This is a genomic window from Pseudomonas sp. Kh14 (assembly GCF_900291005.1).
GTDB classification, from domain to species: domain Bacteria; phylum Pseudomonadota; class Gammaproteobacteria; order Pseudomonadales; family Pseudomonadaceae; genus Aquipseudomonas; species Aquipseudomonas alloputida.
Genome location: NZ_OLKJ01000004.1, coordinates 26,085 through 42,740, shown reverse-complemented (window position 1 = coordinate 42,740; position 16,656 = coordinate 26,085). Strand labels below are relative to the sequence as shown.

Here is a 16,656-nt window from a genome sequence, read left to right as displayed (position 1 = left end):
AAGCGTCAATGCGCGACAAGAGCGCGTCTGGCGCGTGTTCCGGGGATGAGAGACAGTCTCGATAACGACATTTGCGGCCGGTACATGAACATTTGGTCAGGGAGCTACCACCTGACCTCTGGCTGAGCGAGAATCCCTGCGATTCGACAGCCTGTTGAGGAGAAAACGGATGAAATCAATGGCATGGCTGGTGCTGCTGGCCATCGTGAGCGGGGCCCAGGCCGGTGAGGAAGAAAGCACACCTTGCGACAATGTGGAGACCGACCAGCAAACCTTCGCCTGTGCAGCATTCAACAAACAGGTCGCCGAGCGTGAGCTGCAGTCGGCCTATGACGACCTGGTTGCGCGCATGCGTGATCAGTTCGGCGACGAGGCAGGCCTGATGTCGCGAATAGAGGCAGCCGAGAAAGTCTGGAGCCAACTGCGCGATGCAGACTGCAAGGTCGAAACCCATGCTGAACAACCCGGCAGCAACGCCTACCAGATCGCCTGGAACAGCTGCATTGCACAGCGCAGCGATGAGCGAGCGGAGTATTTGCGCAGCCTGGGCTCGCAAAACAGTGACGAGCCGGCACCCGAAGATTGATCAGCACGCGCGAGTGAAGGATCAACTCCAGAGGAACAACATGCCGCTGATGCCCCCTGCGTAATTACTCGATAGTGCCCTCAGACCACGTGCTCACCATGTGTGTCTTGGAACTCACAACTATCAAGGAATTACAAAGTGGCTGACATCAAAGTTGAAATGGAAAAAATCCGCAAAGAGGGTCAAGAGCGCGTAGCCGCTACCGGCCAGACCATCTGCATCTTCGCTGACAATGTGCCTGCCAACATTGCAGAAGACATCCTGGCCGGCATGCGCTTGATGACCGAACTGGCCAACAAGAAGTTCGACAAGGAGACCCAGCAGCGCGAGTGGTACAACTTCTACAACGATGGCCTGATCAAGTTTGGCTGGACCATGACGGGCGCAGCACATGCCGAAGATGCCATTGATGAGGACAACCTGACCCTGGCAGAGCTGATTACCAAGTCCGTCACCATCAGCGTCTCCGCGGACCCTCGTCGCGCCGCCTGCGCCAGGCGAGTTCTGCAAATTGTCGTGCAGAAACCGGAAGTCAAGGCGCACCTGGAAAAGCACAGCCATAGCGAATCCGGCAAATCGAGCAACTTCGTGGTCGCCCAGTGCGAAATGACGCCACAAGGCCTGCCCGCGATGCACATGACCAGCTTCCAGGCCAGCTACGACTCGAAAGTCGAGCGTGAAGGCGCCCTGACGCGCAAGGTCGACAAAACCTCTACCCGCGTCTATCGCGCTTCGCAACAAGGCACGTTCAGCGTTCGTCACTTCGACGCTGCACGTGACCTTGTGAATGAGAAGATCAAAGGCGACCTCGGCGCGTTTCTCGCTATCTGATTAGCGAGGCCGGGTACCAGAGCGCGCTGGTACCCGGTTCTGGTCATCTGCATCCATCAAGGAGCAATGCCATATGGGTGATACGAGCCTGGATACCCGAATATTCGAGGAGCGGCTAAGCATCAAGCCTGCGCCCTGGCTGACACTCGATACATGGGAAGATTTGCAGCTATGCCTGCGTTATTCACAAGCAGTGGCCAATGAAAAATACTCGATGGAAACCCAGCCTCAGCAATGGTTCACTGTCGCTCGCGCCACCTTGCAATCATTGAAATTCACCCTGTTCGAACATACTCATAGAACCATCGTGTATGAGCCGAACTTGCTTGCGTTAAGCGATGTTTACAGTGGCTATCTCCCCCCGCCCCGCGAGAAAGGACCTTGGTTCAAGAGCCTCGAAGAGAATGTTCAAGCCGCTCTGCAATCGGCAGGTACGCGTACCTTCACCGTCATGAACGCCTCTTCACATCTAAGTATTGAAATGGACCATGAAGGGGACCATGTCCCGGTTGCGATCCTGTTTTATGCCTACTGCATTACCGACCCGGTCGAGCCCACCAGAAAGTTGAACCTGGTATTTGACCATCTGGGTGCACGCTTCAATGCAGCGGGTTTCGCCCCGCTTCGCGAGGATCTGCAAGCAAGGAATCGTGAAAAGCTAAGGGCCATTCTCGAGCGAGAACTGGATTGAAGCTCACTTTGTACCGCTGGGCCGTCGCTCTTCCCGCGGGCACCGTCCAAACCTCAGCTTGTAGCGCCGCGTGAAATAGGATGGCAGTTCAAACCCGCACGCAAGGCTGACTTCAGTCACCGACATGTCGGTCTGGGCCAACAGCTGGCGCGCCTTGTCCAGCCGTAACCCAAGATAGAAACCGCTCGGTGTTGCATCAAGGTGCATGCGAAACAAACGCTCCAGTTGACGCCGTGTCACCTTGATCGCGGCAGCCAGTTCCAGCGTAGTCAGCGGTGGCTCGATGTGTTTTTCCATTTCTCCAATGGCATGGACCAGCTTCTTGTTGCTGATGCCATAACGCGCACCGATCTGCATGCGCTGGTGGTCCTGGCGCTGACGGATACGACCCAGCACGAACTGCTCGGACACCTTGACCGCCAGTTCGCTGCCGTGAGATTGGGCAATCAGGTGCAGCATCAAATCGATTGAGGCCGTTCCGCCGGCACAGGTGATGCGGCTGCGGTCAATCTCGAACAGCTCCTGGGTAGCTTGAAGGCCTGGGTAGCGCTCCTTGAATGCCTCAAGCGCCTCCCAATGCAATGTCGCCCGGTAGCCCTCGAGCAGCCCTGCCTCGGCCAGCACCATCGCGCCCGTATCGATGCCCCCGAGCATGACAGCTTCGTGGTTGAGCCGGCGCAACGCATGCAGCAGTTTGGGTGCGACATTGGCCAGTGGTTCGAAGCCCGCGACCACCAGCAGGATGTTGGCCGGCTCGCCCTCCCCCAGGGCGGCATCGGCATTGATCGACATGCCATTGCTCGCCAGCACCGCCTCACCGTCCAGGCTAAGCACCTGCCACCGGTACAACTGCCCACCAAAACGATTGGCCACCCGCAGCGGCTCCACCGCCGAAATGAACCCCATGGCAGAAAAGCCGGGCACCAACAGAAAGGCAATCGTCTCCATCATCCTCTCCTCCACAGAAACTGGTCGCCCCGGTGCTAATTCCTGTCGCTAGCGTGCGCTTGGGCAAGGTAGCGCCAGCGTAGCGTATTCACACGGTCCGCAGAGGCCGCCCTCAATAACAATATGCACTGCCGATGGAGAGCCACCATGCACAGCTTGATCCGCCGCAGCCTGTTGCCCCTTGCCCTGAGCAGCATCGTCGCCACCCCGCTTTTCGCCGCCGAGCCCGCCGCCTGCAAAAACGTGCGCCTTGGCGTGGTCAACTGGACCGACGTCATTGCCACCAGCGCCATGGCCCAGGTACTGCTCGACGGCCTGGGGTACCAGACCAAACAGACCAGTGCCTCGCAACAGATCATCTTCGCCGGCATACGCGACAAACGCCTGGACATGTTCCTGGGTTACTGGAACCCGATCATGACCCAGACCATTACCCCGTTCGTCGATGCCAACCAGGTCAAGGTTTTGGACAAGCCAAGCCTGGAGGACGCGCGCGCCACCTTGGCCGTGCCGAAATACCTCTACGACAAGGGCCTGAAGACCTTCGCCGACATCCACAAGTTCGAGAAAGAGCTGGGCGGCAAGATCTATGGCATCGAACCGGGTTCCGGCGCCAATACCCAGATCAAGGCGATGATCACCAAGAACCAGTTCGACCTGGGCAAGTTCCAGCTGGTCGAGTCCAGCGAGGCCGGCATGCTCGCCGCCGTCGACCGCGCGGTGCGGCGCAAGGAGGCCGTGGTGTTCTTTGGTTGGGCGCCGCACCCGATGAACGTGAACATCGACATGGCCTACCTGGGTGACAGCCAGGATGCGCTCGGCCCTGACGAAGGCCGTGCGACGGTGTGGACGGTGACGGCTCCGGACTATGCCGAACGCTGCCCCAATGCCCACCGCCTGCTGGCCAACCTGAAGTTCAGCGCCGAGGACGAGAGCCGCATGATGCAGCCACTGCTCGACCACAAAGACGCGCTGGAATCGGCCCGCCAGTGGCTCAAGGACCACCCCGAGGACAAGGCCCGCTGGCTTGAGGGTGTGACCACCTTCGATGGCAAGCCGGCTGCGGACAACCTCAAGCTTACCGCCAACTGATCCGGCCCTTTCGCGGGTAACCCCCGCGCCTACAGGTAACGCGCTCGCCAGGGCCATCACGGCTCCCTGTAGGAGCGGGCTTGCCCGCGAAGAGGCCAGCATTGACCATACAAGGAACCCGCCATGAACCACGACGTCATCATCACCTGCGCCCTCACCGGCGCCGGCGACACCGCCTCGAAAAGCCACCTGGTCCCGGTCACCCCCAAACAGATCGCCGAATCCGCCGTAGAGGCCGCCAAGGCCGGCGCCACCGTGGTCCACTGCCACGTCCGCGACCCGCAGACCGGCCGTTTCAGCCGAGATGTAAACCTCTACCGCGAAGTCATGGAGCGTATCCGCGAAGCCGACGTGGACATCATCGTCAACCTCACCGCCGGCATGGGCGGCGACCTGGAAATCGGCCCGGGTGAAACGCCGCTGGCGTTCGGCCCGGGCACCGACCTGATCGGCCCGCTGGAGCGCCTGGCCCATGTCGAAGCACTGTTGCCGGAAATCTGCACCCTCGACTGCGGCACCCTCAACTTCGGCGATGGCAACTCGATCTACGTGTCCACCCCGGCCCAACTGCGCGCCGGTGCCAAGCGCATTACCGAACTGGGGGTGAAGGCCGAGCTGGAAATCTTCGACACCGGCCACCTGTGGTTCGCCAAGCAAATGATGAAGGAAGGCCTGCTCGAAGACCCGCTGTTCCAACTGTGCCTGGGCATCCCTTGGGGCGCACCGGCCGACACCACCACCATGAAGGCCATGGTCGACAACCTGCCCGCCAACGTCACCTGGGCAGGCTTCGGCATCGGCCGCATGCAAATGCCGATGGCCGCTCAGGCAGTGCTGCTGGGCGGCAACGTGCGGGTGGGCCTGGAAGACAACCTGTATCTGGACCGTGGGGTGCTGGCCAGCAACGGCCAATTGGTGGAACGCGCGAGCGAGATCATCACCCGCATGGGTGGCCGCGTGCTCAGCCCGGCAGAAGGCCGGGAAAAAATGAACCTCAAGCGCCGCTGATCCTTTCAACGATCGCAAATGCGCCGAAGACCCCGTGGGAGGGGGCGTGAACGCGAAGCAGGCAACGCGATGGATGGCACCGGCCGCGCCGGTGTTCGCGGGCATGCCCGCTCCCACAGGGTTAGCCATTAACCCTGATGACTGTGTTTTACCCTGAGGACTAGCTATGCCCTTTATCACTGAAATCAAAACCTTCGCCGCCCTGGGTAGCGGCGTGATCGGCAGCGGCTGGGTCGCCCGCGCCCTCGCCCACGGCCTGGACGTGGTGGCTTGGGACCCGGCGCCCGGCGCCGAACAGGCACTGCGCAAACGGATCGCCAACGCCTGGCCGGCACTGGAAAAACAAGGCCTGGCCCCTGGCGCATCGCAAGACCGCCTGAAGTTCGTGGCAACCATCGAGGAATGCGTGCACGACGCCGACTTCATCCAGGAAAGCGCGCCAGAGCGCCTGGACCTCAAGCTTGAGTTGCACGCAAAAATCAGCGCCGCAGCCAAGCCTGACGCAATCATCGGTTCCAGTACCTCGGGCCTGCTGCCAAGCGAATTCTACGAGTCGTCCACTCACCCGGAGCGCTGCGTTGTCGGCCACCCGTTCAACCCGGTGTACCTGCTGCCGCTGGTCGAGATTGTCGGCGGCAGCCGCACCTCACCCGAAGCCATTGAAGCCGCCAAAACCATCTACACCGCACTCGGCATGCGCCCACTGCATGTGCGCAAGGAAGTGCCAGGCTTCATCGCCGACCGCCTGCTCGAAGCGCTCTGGCGCGAGGCCTTGCACCTGGTCAACGATGGCGTTGCCACCACGGGCGAAATCGACGACGCGATCCGCTTCGGCGCAGGCTTGCGCTGGTCGTTCATGGGCACGTTCCTTACCTATACTCTGGCCGGTGGCGATGCCGGCATGCGCCATTTCATGTCGCAGTTCGGCCCGGCTCTGAAGCTACCCTGGACGTACCTTCCGGCACCGGAGCTGACCGACAAGCTGATCGACGACGTGGTAGACGGCACTTCCGAGCAACTGGGCGAGCACAGCATCGCCGCACTGGAGCGCTACCGCGACGACACCCTGCTGGCGGTGCTGGAAGCGGTGAAGACCAGCAAGGCCAGCCACGGCATGTCGTTCGGCGATTAAGGAGACCAAGATGCCTGCTCTGATCACCTACCGCACCACGGTCCAAGAGGACTGGGTCGATTACAACGGGCATCTGCGGGATGCCTTCTACCTGCTGATCTTCAGCTACGCGACCGATGCGCTGATGGAGCGCATTGGCCTGGACGCCGACAGCCGAGGGCAAAGCGGTAATTCGCTGTTCACGCTGGAGGCGCATATCAATTATCTGCACGAGGTGAAGCTGGCCACCGAGGTGTGGGTGCAGACGCAGATCATCGGCTTCGATAAAAAGCGACTGCACTTGTATCACAGCTTGCATCGATCAGGTTTTGACGAGGCGTTGGCCGCCAGTGAGCAATTGCTTTTACATGTGGACCTGGCGGGGCCAAAGGCAAAGCCATTTGGAGAATCCAGCACCCATCGACTACAAAGCGTGGTCGATGACCAACGGGATTTACCAACGCCAGCCTTTACAGGCCGTGTGATAAAGATTCCTAGTTGATACCAACGAGAGCAGTCAGAACATGGCTGCTCGCTAGGCCTCGGTTATTGTGGGATATCGAGATTTATCCAGCTTTGGTACCTACCGTTATCACATGTCAATAACTCAGGCCCCGGCTTCAAGCTGGGCTGAGAGCCTAGGCAAAGGTTGCGATTATAACTCTGTATTTTCAAGGTATGATCGGGCTGCGCTGATACCATCCAGAGAAGACCATCTTTGACTGTTGCAGGGCATGACTCAGCCAAAACATAATTATCAGCCCGCGCGACCATACATTTACCGCCCGGAGCCACAATCCTGAACGTACCCGCCTCGCCCCACGGCTCTAACGTCCATTTTTGCTGGGGGCCAGGAGAGCATGCGACGAACTGGATACTTGATCCGGCAAAATCCTGCAGGCAGGGGTGAGTGGAACCTTGATCCAGCCGACCTTTATTTTTAAGCACTCCCGGCATGGGAGGGTAGAAACTCTCTATACTTGCCCTACGCTCGTTGATCGCGCGGGCGACATCATGATGTGCGACAGTTCCCAGAGGTTGTCCTTGATAACTCAGCCGCGGATTGGAGTAAAACGGTACTCTCGGACATGTCGGGCTACAGTTAGCAGACATCTGAGTTCGGAATCTGAGGTTCCCCCCATCCGGAGCGTAGCGATATCCATGGATATAATTATCACTTTGCCCATCCCAGTTATGAGTCATGCCAAAGTTGTGGCCGATCTCGTGGGCTAACGAGGTAATGCAATTAATCGCCGAAAAGCCTTGCGTCTTATTACTCGACGGCTTACCCGCGCCGCAAAACTCACTATTGGCAACGTACATCGAGACTAGATCAGCCCTAAGCTCCACCCTTTTGGCATTGACAGCGGGATTATTATATTGAACCTCATTGAGGAGCGTTCCAAAGTCTTTCCCCACTTCGTCAATAGCAGAATCTATAAACCCCGCAAACTCGTAAGTAATATCCACCTTGCTATTTTTTGCAATTTGATTTACATCCTGCAACCCTAGCATCAAATCAGCACGATAGTTTGGATTTTTCGCGCGAGACTGCACTGTACTTACAAATAGCAGCCTTATTATACTGTAGGCAGACGAGACCTGCTGCGATTCTTCTAGAGCAGGGGATGCCGGAAACCCAACGTCTACGCCCAGTGCATCTTCAGAGGGTAACTTTGACTCATCAACCTTGATCAGCACGTGCGTATCTGAACCGATATAAACCAATCGGTATCGCTGGCCATCCACCAAAAAATTGCCTGCCAACTGATTACCAAGGCGAATGATTGAAATATAATACTCAGGATCGAAATCAATTTCTGCTTCCGCCCCTGAGCGGCCTGCCTTCCACTTTGAAGGCTGATAGCCAACCCATCCTTCGTACCCATCAGCCAAGACACTGAAGTTCCGCCGGTTAAACTTCTCAGCCTTTCGATTCGGCAGTGTTATAGCTATATTTTCAGTGTTCCCTCCAATCAATGATGCATCAACATTCACTAGCGTGAATTCTTCATTAGCGGGGTCGGACAACAAAGTTTTTAGATGACCTTTTGCTGTTTTCTGAAGCATCTGGCGGTTTTGAGTAGGCTGCAGTGTAAACAGCTGCGGAACAACACTCGCAACAGTACTCGTTTGCGGGGTAGATGACGAACATGAAGCCATTATCAAGGTCGCGCCCAGGACAATGATCATGCAGATATTCTTTTTCACGTTTTCCGCTCCTGTGGAATCCATCTGCCACAAAAGAGCACAAATTTCTGCAGTCCGTCACCTGACATAAATGCTAGGTGTATGAATGTATAGGGGAGTCTGGCGGAATAAAAATAACCCCGGAAAGCCGTGAGCTACCGGGGCCAAGAGCGAGCAACATCCACTGTGCGTGAGCGAGGGTGACCAAACCCTCTGTACCGTGAATGGCTCCAGTGTGCGTGCTTGCCTGGCAGGGGATTTAGTCGTAAACGACCTGTTCTTAGCCAAAGCAGCCATGGCGACATTCTGTCCTTGCGAGGCTGTCGCGCACGTCACAGAATCGGTCGTAAATCACAGCAGCACTCTCTTAGCGATAAAAGGGACAACAGCCATGATGCATGCGGATTTGATTGATCAGGACGACCTCGCCGGCCACCTGCGCTCGCGCGGTTTCGATATTCCTGCAGGAGCCAGTGCCGAGCAGGCTTGCGAAGCGGTGGTGCGTGGGCTGACCGAGCCCAATGCACGGGCGCTGAAGGGGATGGTGGAGCAGATGTACACCGGTAGTGCGACGATCCTGCCGGCGGTGCGCCAGGCCATCGACAAGCAACTGTTGCCGGCATTGGCGCAGTTCAACAAACGCGCGTAATTCATTTACCCAGGACCGGACCCTTCGCGGGACAAGCCCGCTTCCACAGGATCACCGCTGGCTCAAGCTCAGCGGGTGACCTGCGGGAGCGGGCTTGTCCCGCGAAAAAGTCGACTCGGTGTCAGAGCCTTACACTGGCAAAGGTCGACTCGTTGCGTGCCTGGCTCAGGGCCGCCATCGGCCCGCTGTGCGGCGACAGGGTCATGGCCTGCGGAATCGGCATCATGGCCACCTGCTGCGCGGTGTTGGACCCCACGCGCTCGTCACGCGGCGGAATGCCGAAGTACTCGCGATAGCACTTGGAGAAGTGCGGGGTCGAGACAAAGCCGCACACCGATGCCACTTCGATGATCGACATCGGCGTCTGCTTCAGCAGCTGCCGCGCACGGATCAGGCGCAACTTCAGGTAGTAGCGCGACGGCGAGCAGTGCAGGTACTTCTGGAACAGGCGCTCCAACTGGCGTCGCGAAACCGCCACATACACTGCCAGTTCGTCCAGGTCGATCGGTTCCTCCAGATTGGCCTCCATCAACGCGACGATTTCCTGCAACTTCGGCTGGTTGGTGCCAAGCATGTGCTTGAGCGGCACGCGCTGGTGGTCTTGCTCGTTGCGAATACGCTCGTAGACGAACATCTCGGAAATCGCCGCCGACAGCTCGCGGCCGTGATCACGGCTGATCAGGTGCAGCATCATGTCCAGCGGCGCGGTGCCACCGGAGCTGGTGAAGCGGTTGCGGTCAAGGGTGAACAGGCGGGTGCTCATGTTCACCCGCGGGAAGGCTTCCTGCATCGCGGCCAGGCATTCCCAGTGCACGCTGCAATCGAAGCCGTCGAGCAGGCCGGCGCAGGCCAGTGCCCAACTGCCGGTGCACACGGCACCCAACCTGCGCGACTGACGGGCCTGGGCTTGCAGCCAGGTGACGTGTTCACGGGTGACGGAGCGCTGGATGCCAACACCACCACAGACAATCACGGTGTCGATGGGCGGAGCATTGCTGATTGCGGCATCCGGTGTGATTTGCAGGCCATCGCTGGCCCACACCTGGCCGCCATCGATCGTCAGCGTGTGCCAGCGATACAGCTCACGGCCAGACAGCTGGTTGGCCATGCGCAGCGGCTCGACCGCCGATGCCAGGGAAATCAGGGTGAAATTGTCCAATAGAAGAAACCCGATGGACTGGGGTGTTGTGCGGTTCTGGGTTGGATTCCCGGAGGTGTACGACGTCATCGCGATTTCTCCTCACACAAATGCAGGGTGTGCCTCAGGCGGGCACTTATTTCTTGTTATGACCCCTCGGTCATTTTCCGGGGGTAGGCTTGCCAATCTCAACGCAAACGCCGTGCCTAAAATTGAACGGCTATCCAAAAAAACCTGAAAACGACGCCTTTACTGGGCATTTCAAGTGCTTGCATCGTGTTGGCCAGTCGTCCAGAACAGGCGAGCTAGCGCGTTGCCTGTAACGGTTGAGCAGTTTAGTGACACGCGCCGCGTGGGTTTCCCAGAAGCGACACCTTTAAGTGTCACCGACAACCCTCACACTGATCGCGACATCCGACGATCGGTAGCGTGCCACCGCACCATAAAGAGGCATTGGCGGTTGTGTTGCACCTGCATCAACCTCAAGGGCCTCTTCGCGGGCAAGCCCGCTCCTACAGGGATTTCACCGTTCCTGTAGGAGCGGGCTTGCCCGCGAAGACGCCTTGAAGGTCAGATCAGCAAATCAGCACTCGATAGCGCTGACCGCCAGGCCGCCGCGCGAGGTCTCTTTGTACTTGTCGTGCATATCGGCCCCGGTATCGCGCATGGTGCGGATTACCTGGTCGAGGGAAATGAAGTGCTCACCATCGCCGCGCAACGCCATCTGCACCGCGTTGATGGCCTTCACGGCAGCAATCGCGTTGCGCTCGATGCAGGGCACTTGCACCAACCCGCCCACCGGGTCGCAGGTCAGGCCAAGGTTGTGTTCCAGGGCAATTTCAGCGGCGTTCTCAACCTGTGCCGGGGTGGCGCCGAGTACTTCGGCAAGGCCTGCTGCGGCCATCGCGCAGGCCGAGCCGACTTCCCCCTGGCAACCCACTTCGGCACCAGAGATCGAGGCGTTCTTCTTGCACAGGATGCCCACGGCGGCGGCGGCCAGGAAGTAGTCGACAACGCTGGACTCATCAACCTCATCACTGAAACGCATGTAGTAATGCAGCACTGCCGGGATGATGCCTGCCGCGCCGTTGGTAGGCGCGGTCACCATGCGCCCACCGGCGGCGTTTTCTTCGTTGACCGCCAAGGCGAACAGGTTGACCCACTCCATGGCACTCATGGTCGAGCCGATCACGTTGGGCTTGCCAATTTCCTGCAGGCTGCGGTGCAGCTTGGCGGCGCGCCGGCGCACGTTCAGCCCGCCGGGTAGCGTGCCCTCGTACTTGAGGCCGTTGTTGACGCATTCCTGCATGGCTTCCCAGAGCTTGTGCAGGCCAGCGCGGATGTCTTCCTCGCTGCGCCAGACCTTCTCGTTGGCCATCATCAATTGCGACACGCTGAGGTCGTTTTGCTTGCACAGGCGCAGCAGTTCGGCGGCGCTGTTGAAGTCGTACGGCAACACCGTCTGGTCAGCATCCAACACACCGCTGGCGGCTTGGGCTGCATCGACCACAAAGCCGCCGCCCACCGAGTAATAGGTGTCGCGGTGCAACTCGCCCTGCTCGCCTTCGGCAATCAGGGTCATGGCGTTGGGGTGATACGGCAGGTTCTCGTCCAGCAGCAGCATGTCACGGGCCCAGACAAACTCGATGGGCAAGCGGCTATCCAGCTGCAGGGTGTTGGTTTCGCGCAGGTCGGCTATACGCGGCACGATCTGGGTCGGGTCAATGGCGTCAGGCCACTCGCCCATCAGGCCCATGATGGTGGCGTTGTCGGTGCCATGGCCGATACCGGTGGCCGACAGCGAGCCATACAGGCGCACTTCGATCCGTTTTACACGCTCCAGCTCACCGCGTTCTCGCAGGCCCTGAACGAATAGGGCGCCAGCACGCATGGGGCCGACGGTGTGGGAGCTGGAGGGCCCGACACCGATCTTGAACAGGTCGAACACGCTGATGGCCATTGTCGAATCACCTCTTGCTGGGCTTGTCTCTGCGCGCCATGCGCAGGGCGGGGTAGCTGCTAGGCTCAAACAGCGGGCCGCCTTGAATGCCAGCATCATCGGGCTTTTACCGCCCACCTCGCCGTCTGCAACCGACGTACTTTTGTCCAGCAGCGCCGCGCTGTTTTCAACCAGGAACTGCGCTCACCGCGCCGTTTTCCAGCGGCCTGGTGACGCAAAAATGCGTACGAGGGGGTGGAAAAATCCATAAGCGACATCGCCCATACTGGATACGACCCGTTCCGTACTGGATACGACCCCACCAGTAGGCGATTGCCCGGCGCTGGAGGATTATCGAAAGCGACTCGTAAAGCACGGCCACGCATCCTGCCCTCTGCAGGCCTGGTCGACCGGACCCTCAGAAAGCCCGGCGACCCACGCGAACCCGAAGACAATATCTCAGGAGTCCATCCATGAAAGGTTCACCCTCGCTGTTGCTGGTTGCGTTGCTGTCCGCGCCATTGCTGGCCCAAGCAGCCGAACCCGAGCAATGTCAGACTGTACGCTTCTCCGATGTCGGCTGGACCGACATCACAGTCACGACCGCGACCACCAGCGTTGTGCTCGAAGCCCTGGGTTACAAAACCCACACCACCATGATCTCGGTACCGGTGACCTACAAGTCGCTGGCCACCGGCAAGGACCTGGACGTGTTTCTCGGCAACTGGATGCCGACCATGGAGAACGACATCAAGCAGTACCGCGATGCCGGCACGGTAGAAACCGTGCGCGCCAACCTGGAAAACGCCAAGTACACCCTGGCAGTCCCCCAGGCGCTGTACGACAAGGGCCTGAAGGATTTCAGCGACATTCCAAAGTTCAAGAAGGAACTGAACGGCAAGATCTACGGCATCGAACCGGGTAACGACGGTAACCGCACCATCCAGAGCATGATCGACAAGAACGCCTTTGGCTTGAAGGACGCCGGTTTCAAGATCGTGCAGTCCAGCGAGGCGGGCATGCTGTCGCAGGTTGACCGCGCGCAGAAACGCGGCGAGGCATTGGTGTTCCTCGGCTGGGAGCCACACCCGATGAACACCCGCTTCAAGATGCAGTACCTGACCGGCGGGGACGAATTCTTCGGTCCCGACTTCGGTAAGGCGACCGTGCTGACAAACACCCGCAAGGGATATACGCAGGAATGCAGCAACGTTGGCCAATTGCTTAAGAATCTGTCGTTCGAGCTCAAGGATGAAAGCACCATGATGGGCTATGTCCTGGACGACAAGATGAAACCCGAAGCCGCCGCCAAGAAATGGATCAAGGACAACCCAGGCAAGCTGGATGCCTGGCTGGCCGGCGTTACCACCGTGGATGGCAAACCTGGCCTGGAGGCGGTCAAGGCCAAGCTTACGCAATAACGAACTACGCAGTAGCGCTACCTCGGGGCAGGACCGTGCCTGCCCCGGGTTGATTTCAATCTATGCAGGTGGAAGCTCGCTATCATGCTTATCGATCAGAAAATACCCCTGGGCCAGTACATCGCGTCGTTCGTCGAATGGCTGACCCAGAACGGCGCGAATTACTTCGACGCCATCGCGCAAGGCCTGGAGTTCATGATCCACGGCGTTACCAGCGCCCTGACTTTCTTCAACCCGTTCGTGCTTATCGCCCTGTTCGCCGCCCTGGCGCATTTCATCCAGCGCAAGTGGGCACTGACCGCATTTGTCGCCCTGTCGTTCCTGCTGATCCTCAACCTGGGTTACTGGCAGGAAACCATGGAGACCCTGGCGCAGGTCACCTTCGCCACAGTGGTATGTGTGGTGATCGGCGTGCCATTGGGCATCCTCGCCGCGCACAAGCCGATGTTCTATACCGCCATGCGCCCGGTGCTCGACCTGATGCAGACGGTGCCCACCTTCGTCTACCTGATCCCAACCCTGACCCTGTTCGGCCTGGGCGTGGTGCCGGGGCTGATCTCCACCGTAGTGTTCGCCATCGCCGCGCCCATTCGCCTGACCTACCTGGGCATCTGCGACGTGCCGCAAGAGTTGATGGACGCCGGCAAGGCCTTTGGCTGCTCGCGTCGTCAGCTGCTTACCCGTATCGAACTGCCGCACGCGATGCCAAGCATCGCCGCCGGTGTCACTCAATGCATCATGCTGTCGCTGTCGATGGTGGTCATTGCCGCCCTGGTTGGCGCTGATGGCCTGGGCAAACCTGTGGTCAACGCACTGAACACCGCCGATATCTCCCTGGGCTTCGAAGCGGGCCTGGCGATCGTGCTGCTGGCAATCATGCTCGACCGTATCTGCAAGCAACCGGAACTGCCGGTAAGGGGTGAGGCATGAGCATCATTCGTTTCGAAGACGTCGACGTCATCTTCTCCAACAAACCGCGCGAGGCACTGGCGCTACTGGACCAAGGCCAGACCCGCGAGCAGATCCTCAAGCAGACCGGCCTGGTGGTGGGTGTCGAAAAGGCCAACCTCGATATCAACAAAGGCGAGATCTGCGTGCTGATGGGCTTATCCGGCTCGGGCAAGTCGAGCCTGCTGCGCTGCATCAACGGCCTCAACACCGTCAGCCGTGGCAAGTTGTTCGTCGAGCACGAAGGCAAGCACATCGACATTGCCAACTGCTCCGCGGCCGAGCTGAAGATGATGCGCACCAAGCGCATTGCCATGGTGTTCCAGAAGTTTGCCCTGATGCCTTGGCTGACGGTGCGCGAGAACATCAGCTTTGGCCTGGAAATGCAGGGTCGCCCGGAAAAGGAACGGCGCAAGCTGGTCGACGAGAAGCTTGAGCTGGTGGGCCTGACCCAGTGGCGTAACAAGAAGCCAGATGAGCTTTCTGGCGGCATGCAGCAGCGCGTGGGCCTGGCCCGGGCGCTGGCGATGGATGCCGACATCTTGCTGATGGACGAACCGTTCTCGGCCCTGGATCCACTGATCCGCCAGGGCTTGCAAGATGAGCTGCTTGGCCTGCAGGCCAAGCTGAGCAAAACCATCGTGTTCGTCAGCCACGACCTGGACGAGGCGCTGAAACTGGGTACCCGCATTGCGATCATGAAAGACGGTCGGATAATCCAGTACAGCAAGCCGGAGGAGATCGTGCTGAACCCGGCTGACGAATACGTGCGCACCTTCGTCGCCCATACCAACCCGCTGAACGTGCTGTGCGGGCGCAGCCTGATGCGCAGCCTGGACAACTGCAAGCGGGTCAATGGCTCGGTGTGCCTGGACCCAGGTATCGATTCGTGGCTGGACCTTGGCGAAGGCGGCGCGCTCAAGCGTGCACGCCAAGGCCAGAACGGGCTGGACATGCAGAAATGGGCACCAGGACAAGATGTGGAACTGCTGGAGCGCAGGCCGACCGTGGTGCACGCCGACATCGGCATGCGTGAGGCACTGCAGATTCGTTATCAAACCGGCAACAAGCTGGTGCTGCAGGATAACGACAGGGTGGTGGGGATACTCGGGGATACCGAGCTTTACCACGCACTGCTCGGCAAGAACCACGGTTGAGGCAATTGGGGCCGCTTCGCGGCCCTTTCGCGGGCACGCCCGCTCCCACAGGTTTGGACTGCCCCCAAGAAGTTGGACACCAATCCAACTCTTGGGGGGCAGTCCAGGTTTGCTGAGATCTCTGTGGGAGCGGGCGTGCCCGCGAAGGGCTGCAAAGCAGCCCCGATCAATGGATCAGCGAACGACGATCCCGCGCGAAGCCATGTAAGCCTTGGCTTCAGGCACTGTGTACTCGCCAAAGTGGAAGATGCTGGCCGCCAACACCGCGCTGGCATGCCCTTCCAGGATGCCGTCTGCCAGGTGCTGCAGGTTACCCACACCCCCCGAGGCAATCACCGGAATCCCCAGCGCATCACTGATAGCGCGGGTAACGCCCAGGTCGAAGCCGTTCTTCATGCCGTCCTGGTCCATGCTGGTCAGCAGGATCTCGCCAGCGCCCAGGCCTTCCATCTTCTTCGCCCACTCGACTGCATCCAGCCCGGTCGGTTTGCGCCCGCCGTGAGTGAAAATCTCCCAGCGCGGCGCTTCACCTGGCCCGGAGACTTTCTTGGCATCGATGGCGACAACGATGCACTGCGAACCGAAACGCTCCGCCGCCTCGCCGACAAACTCTGGGTTGAACACCGCGGCGGTGTTGATCGAGACCTTGTCGGCACCGGCGTTGAGCAGGTTGCGGATGTCCTGCACGGTCCGCACGCCACCACCAACCGTCAGCGGGATGAACACCTGGCTGGCCATGCGCTCGACGGTATGCAGCGTGGTGTCGCGCCCATCGACGCTAGCGGTAATGTCGAGAAAGGTGATTTCGTCGGCACCTTGCTCGTCGTAGCGACGGGCGATTTCCACCGGGTCGCCGGCATCACGGATGTTCTCGAACTTGACGCCCTTGACCACCCGGCCGTTGTCCACGTCCAGGCAAGGGATAATGCGCTTGGCCAGTGCCATGG

Annotated in this window: 16 protein-coding genes; 11 read left to right on the top strand and 5 right to left on the bottom strand. The window is 59.4% G+C overall.

Translation table 11 applies throughout. The features are described from left to right. Positions 1-169 precede the first annotated feature (169 nt). The 3 genes from FQ668_RS00770 (at position 170) to FQ668_RS00760 (ending at position 2,108) form a co-directional block, all read left to right on the top strand. Complete coding sequence (locus tag FQ668_RS00770; RefSeq protein ID WP_019436922.1) at positions 170-586, top strand: lysozyme inhibitor LprI family protein; 417 nt, start codon at positions 170-172, stop codon at positions 584-586. Between the two features lie 138 nt (positions 587-724). Further along, the gene (locus tag FQ668_RS00765) at positions 725-1,417 is read left to right on the top strand and encodes a hypothetical protein (protein WP_014589381.1); all 693 of its coding nucleotides are present in this window, start codon (positions 725-727) and stop codon (positions 1,415-1,417) included. A gap of 73 nt (positions 1,418-1,490) precedes the next feature. Continuing rightward, on the top strand, positions 1,491-2,108 hold the full coding sequence (locus FQ668_RS00760) for a hypothetical protein (RefSeq protein ID WP_014589380.1): 618 nt from the start codon (positions 1,491-1,493) through the stop codon (positions 2,106-2,108). 3 nt (positions 2,109-2,111) lie between these two features. On the opposite strand, the gene FQ668_RS00755 is transcribed toward FQ668_RS00760, so the two are convergent. Continuing rightward, positions 2,112-3,059, bottom strand: a complete 948-nt coding sequence (locus tag FQ668_RS00755; protein WP_019436921.1) for a GlxA family transcriptional regulator — start codon at positions 3,057-3,059, stop codon at positions 2,112-2,114. A gap of 144 nt (positions 3,060-3,203) precedes the next feature. On the opposite strand from FQ668_RS00755, the gene choX reads away from it, so the two are divergent. The 4 genes from choX (at position 3,204) to FQ668_RS00735 (ending at position 6,769) form a co-directional block, all read left to right on the top strand. Further along, entirely contained in the window at positions 3,204-4,148 is a 945-nt protein-coding gene (gene choX, locus FQ668_RS00750) for a choline ABC transporter substrate-binding protein (RefSeq protein ID WP_014589378.1), read from the top strand. Positions 4,149-4,271: 123 nt separating this feature from the next. After that, positions 4,272-5,156: a 3-keto-5-aminohexanoate cleavage protein gene (locus FQ668_RS00745; protein WP_003255710.1), complete on the top strand. Its 885-nt coding sequence runs from the start codon at positions 4,272-4,274 to the stop codon at positions 5,154-5,156. Positions 5,157-5,322: 166 nt separating this feature from the next. Continuing rightward, positions 5,323-6,288 (top strand): L-carnitine dehydrogenase, encoded by a 966-nt coding sequence (locus tag FQ668_RS00740; RefSeq protein ID WP_014589377.1) that lies wholly within the window; start codon positions 5,323-5,325, stop codon positions 6,286-6,288. Between the two features lie 10 nt (positions 6,289-6,298). Beyond that, positions 6,299-6,769, top strand: coding sequence for a thioesterase family protein (locus tag FQ668_RS00735; protein ID WP_014589376.1), 471 nt, complete (start codon positions 6,299-6,301; stop codon positions 6,767-6,769). Positions 6,770-6,813: 44 nt separating this feature from the next. Here the strand turns inward: FQ668_RS00735 and FQ668_RS00730 are convergent, their stop codons facing one another. Next, positions 6,814-8,478 (bottom strand): reprolysin-like metallopeptidase, encoded by a 1,665-nt coding sequence (locus FQ668_RS00730; RefSeq protein ID WP_026031817.1) that lies wholly within the window; start codon positions 8,476-8,478, stop codon positions 6,814-6,816. Positions 8,479-8,848: 370 nt separating this feature from the next. On the opposite strand from FQ668_RS00730, the gene FQ668_RS00725 reads away from it, so the two are divergent. Beyond that, positions 8,849-9,106 carry a hypothetical protein gene (locus FQ668_RS00725; protein ID WP_014589374.1) on the top strand — a complete coding sequence of 86 codons (258 nt, stop codon included), beginning with the start codon at positions 8,849-8,851 and terminating at the stop codon, positions 9,104-9,106. Between the two features lie 121 nt (positions 9,107-9,227). On the opposite strand, the gene FQ668_RS00720 is transcribed toward FQ668_RS00725, so the two are convergent. Both FQ668_RS00720 and FQ668_RS00715 read right to left on the bottom strand, forming a co-directional pair. Then, on the bottom strand, positions 9,228-10,334 hold the full coding sequence (locus FQ668_RS00720) for a GlxA family transcriptional regulator (RefSeq protein WP_011953240.1): 1,107 nt from the start codon (positions 10,332-10,334) through the stop codon (positions 9,228-9,230). A gap of 493 nt (positions 10,335-10,827) precedes the next feature. Continuing rightward, positions 10,828-12,204: an L-serine ammonia-lyase gene (locus FQ668_RS00715; protein WP_019439081.1), complete on the bottom strand. Its 1,377-nt coding sequence runs from the start codon at positions 12,202-12,204 to the stop codon at positions 10,828-10,830. A gap of 452 nt (positions 12,205-12,656) precedes the next feature. Between FQ668_RS00715 and FQ668_RS00710 the strand changes: the two genes are divergently transcribed. The 3 genes from FQ668_RS00710 to choV all read left to right on the top strand — a co-directional run bounded on the left by FQ668_RS00710 (position 12,657) and on the right by choV (position 15,709). Continuing rightward, complete coding sequence (locus FQ668_RS00710; protein WP_014589371.1) at positions 12,657-13,604, top strand: choline ABC transporter substrate-binding protein; 948 nt, start codon at positions 12,657-12,659, stop codon at positions 13,602-13,604. Between the two features lie 81 nt (positions 13,605-13,685). Beyond that, entirely contained in the window at positions 13,686-14,534 is an 849-nt protein-coding gene (gene choW, locus FQ668_RS00705) for a choline ABC transporter permease subunit (protein WP_172830946.1), read from the top strand. Then, positions 14,531-15,709 (top strand): choline ABC transporter ATP-binding protein, encoded by a 1,179-nt coding sequence (gene choV, locus FQ668_RS00700; RefSeq protein ID WP_010951660.1) that lies wholly within the window; start codon positions 14,531-14,533, stop codon positions 15,707-15,709. Before choW ends, choV begins: the two co-directional genes overlap by 4 nt. Positions 15,710-15,883: 174 nt before the next feature. On the opposite strand, the gene hisF is transcribed toward choV, so the two are convergent. Beyond that, the gene (gene hisF, locus FQ668_RS00695) at positions 15,884-16,654 is read right to left on the bottom strand and encodes an imidazole glycerol phosphate synthase subunit HisF (RefSeq protein WP_014589370.1); all 771 of its coding nucleotides are present in this window, start codon (positions 16,652-16,654) and stop codon (positions 15,884-15,886) included. Between the last annotated feature and the right edge of the window lie 2 nt (positions 16,655-16,656).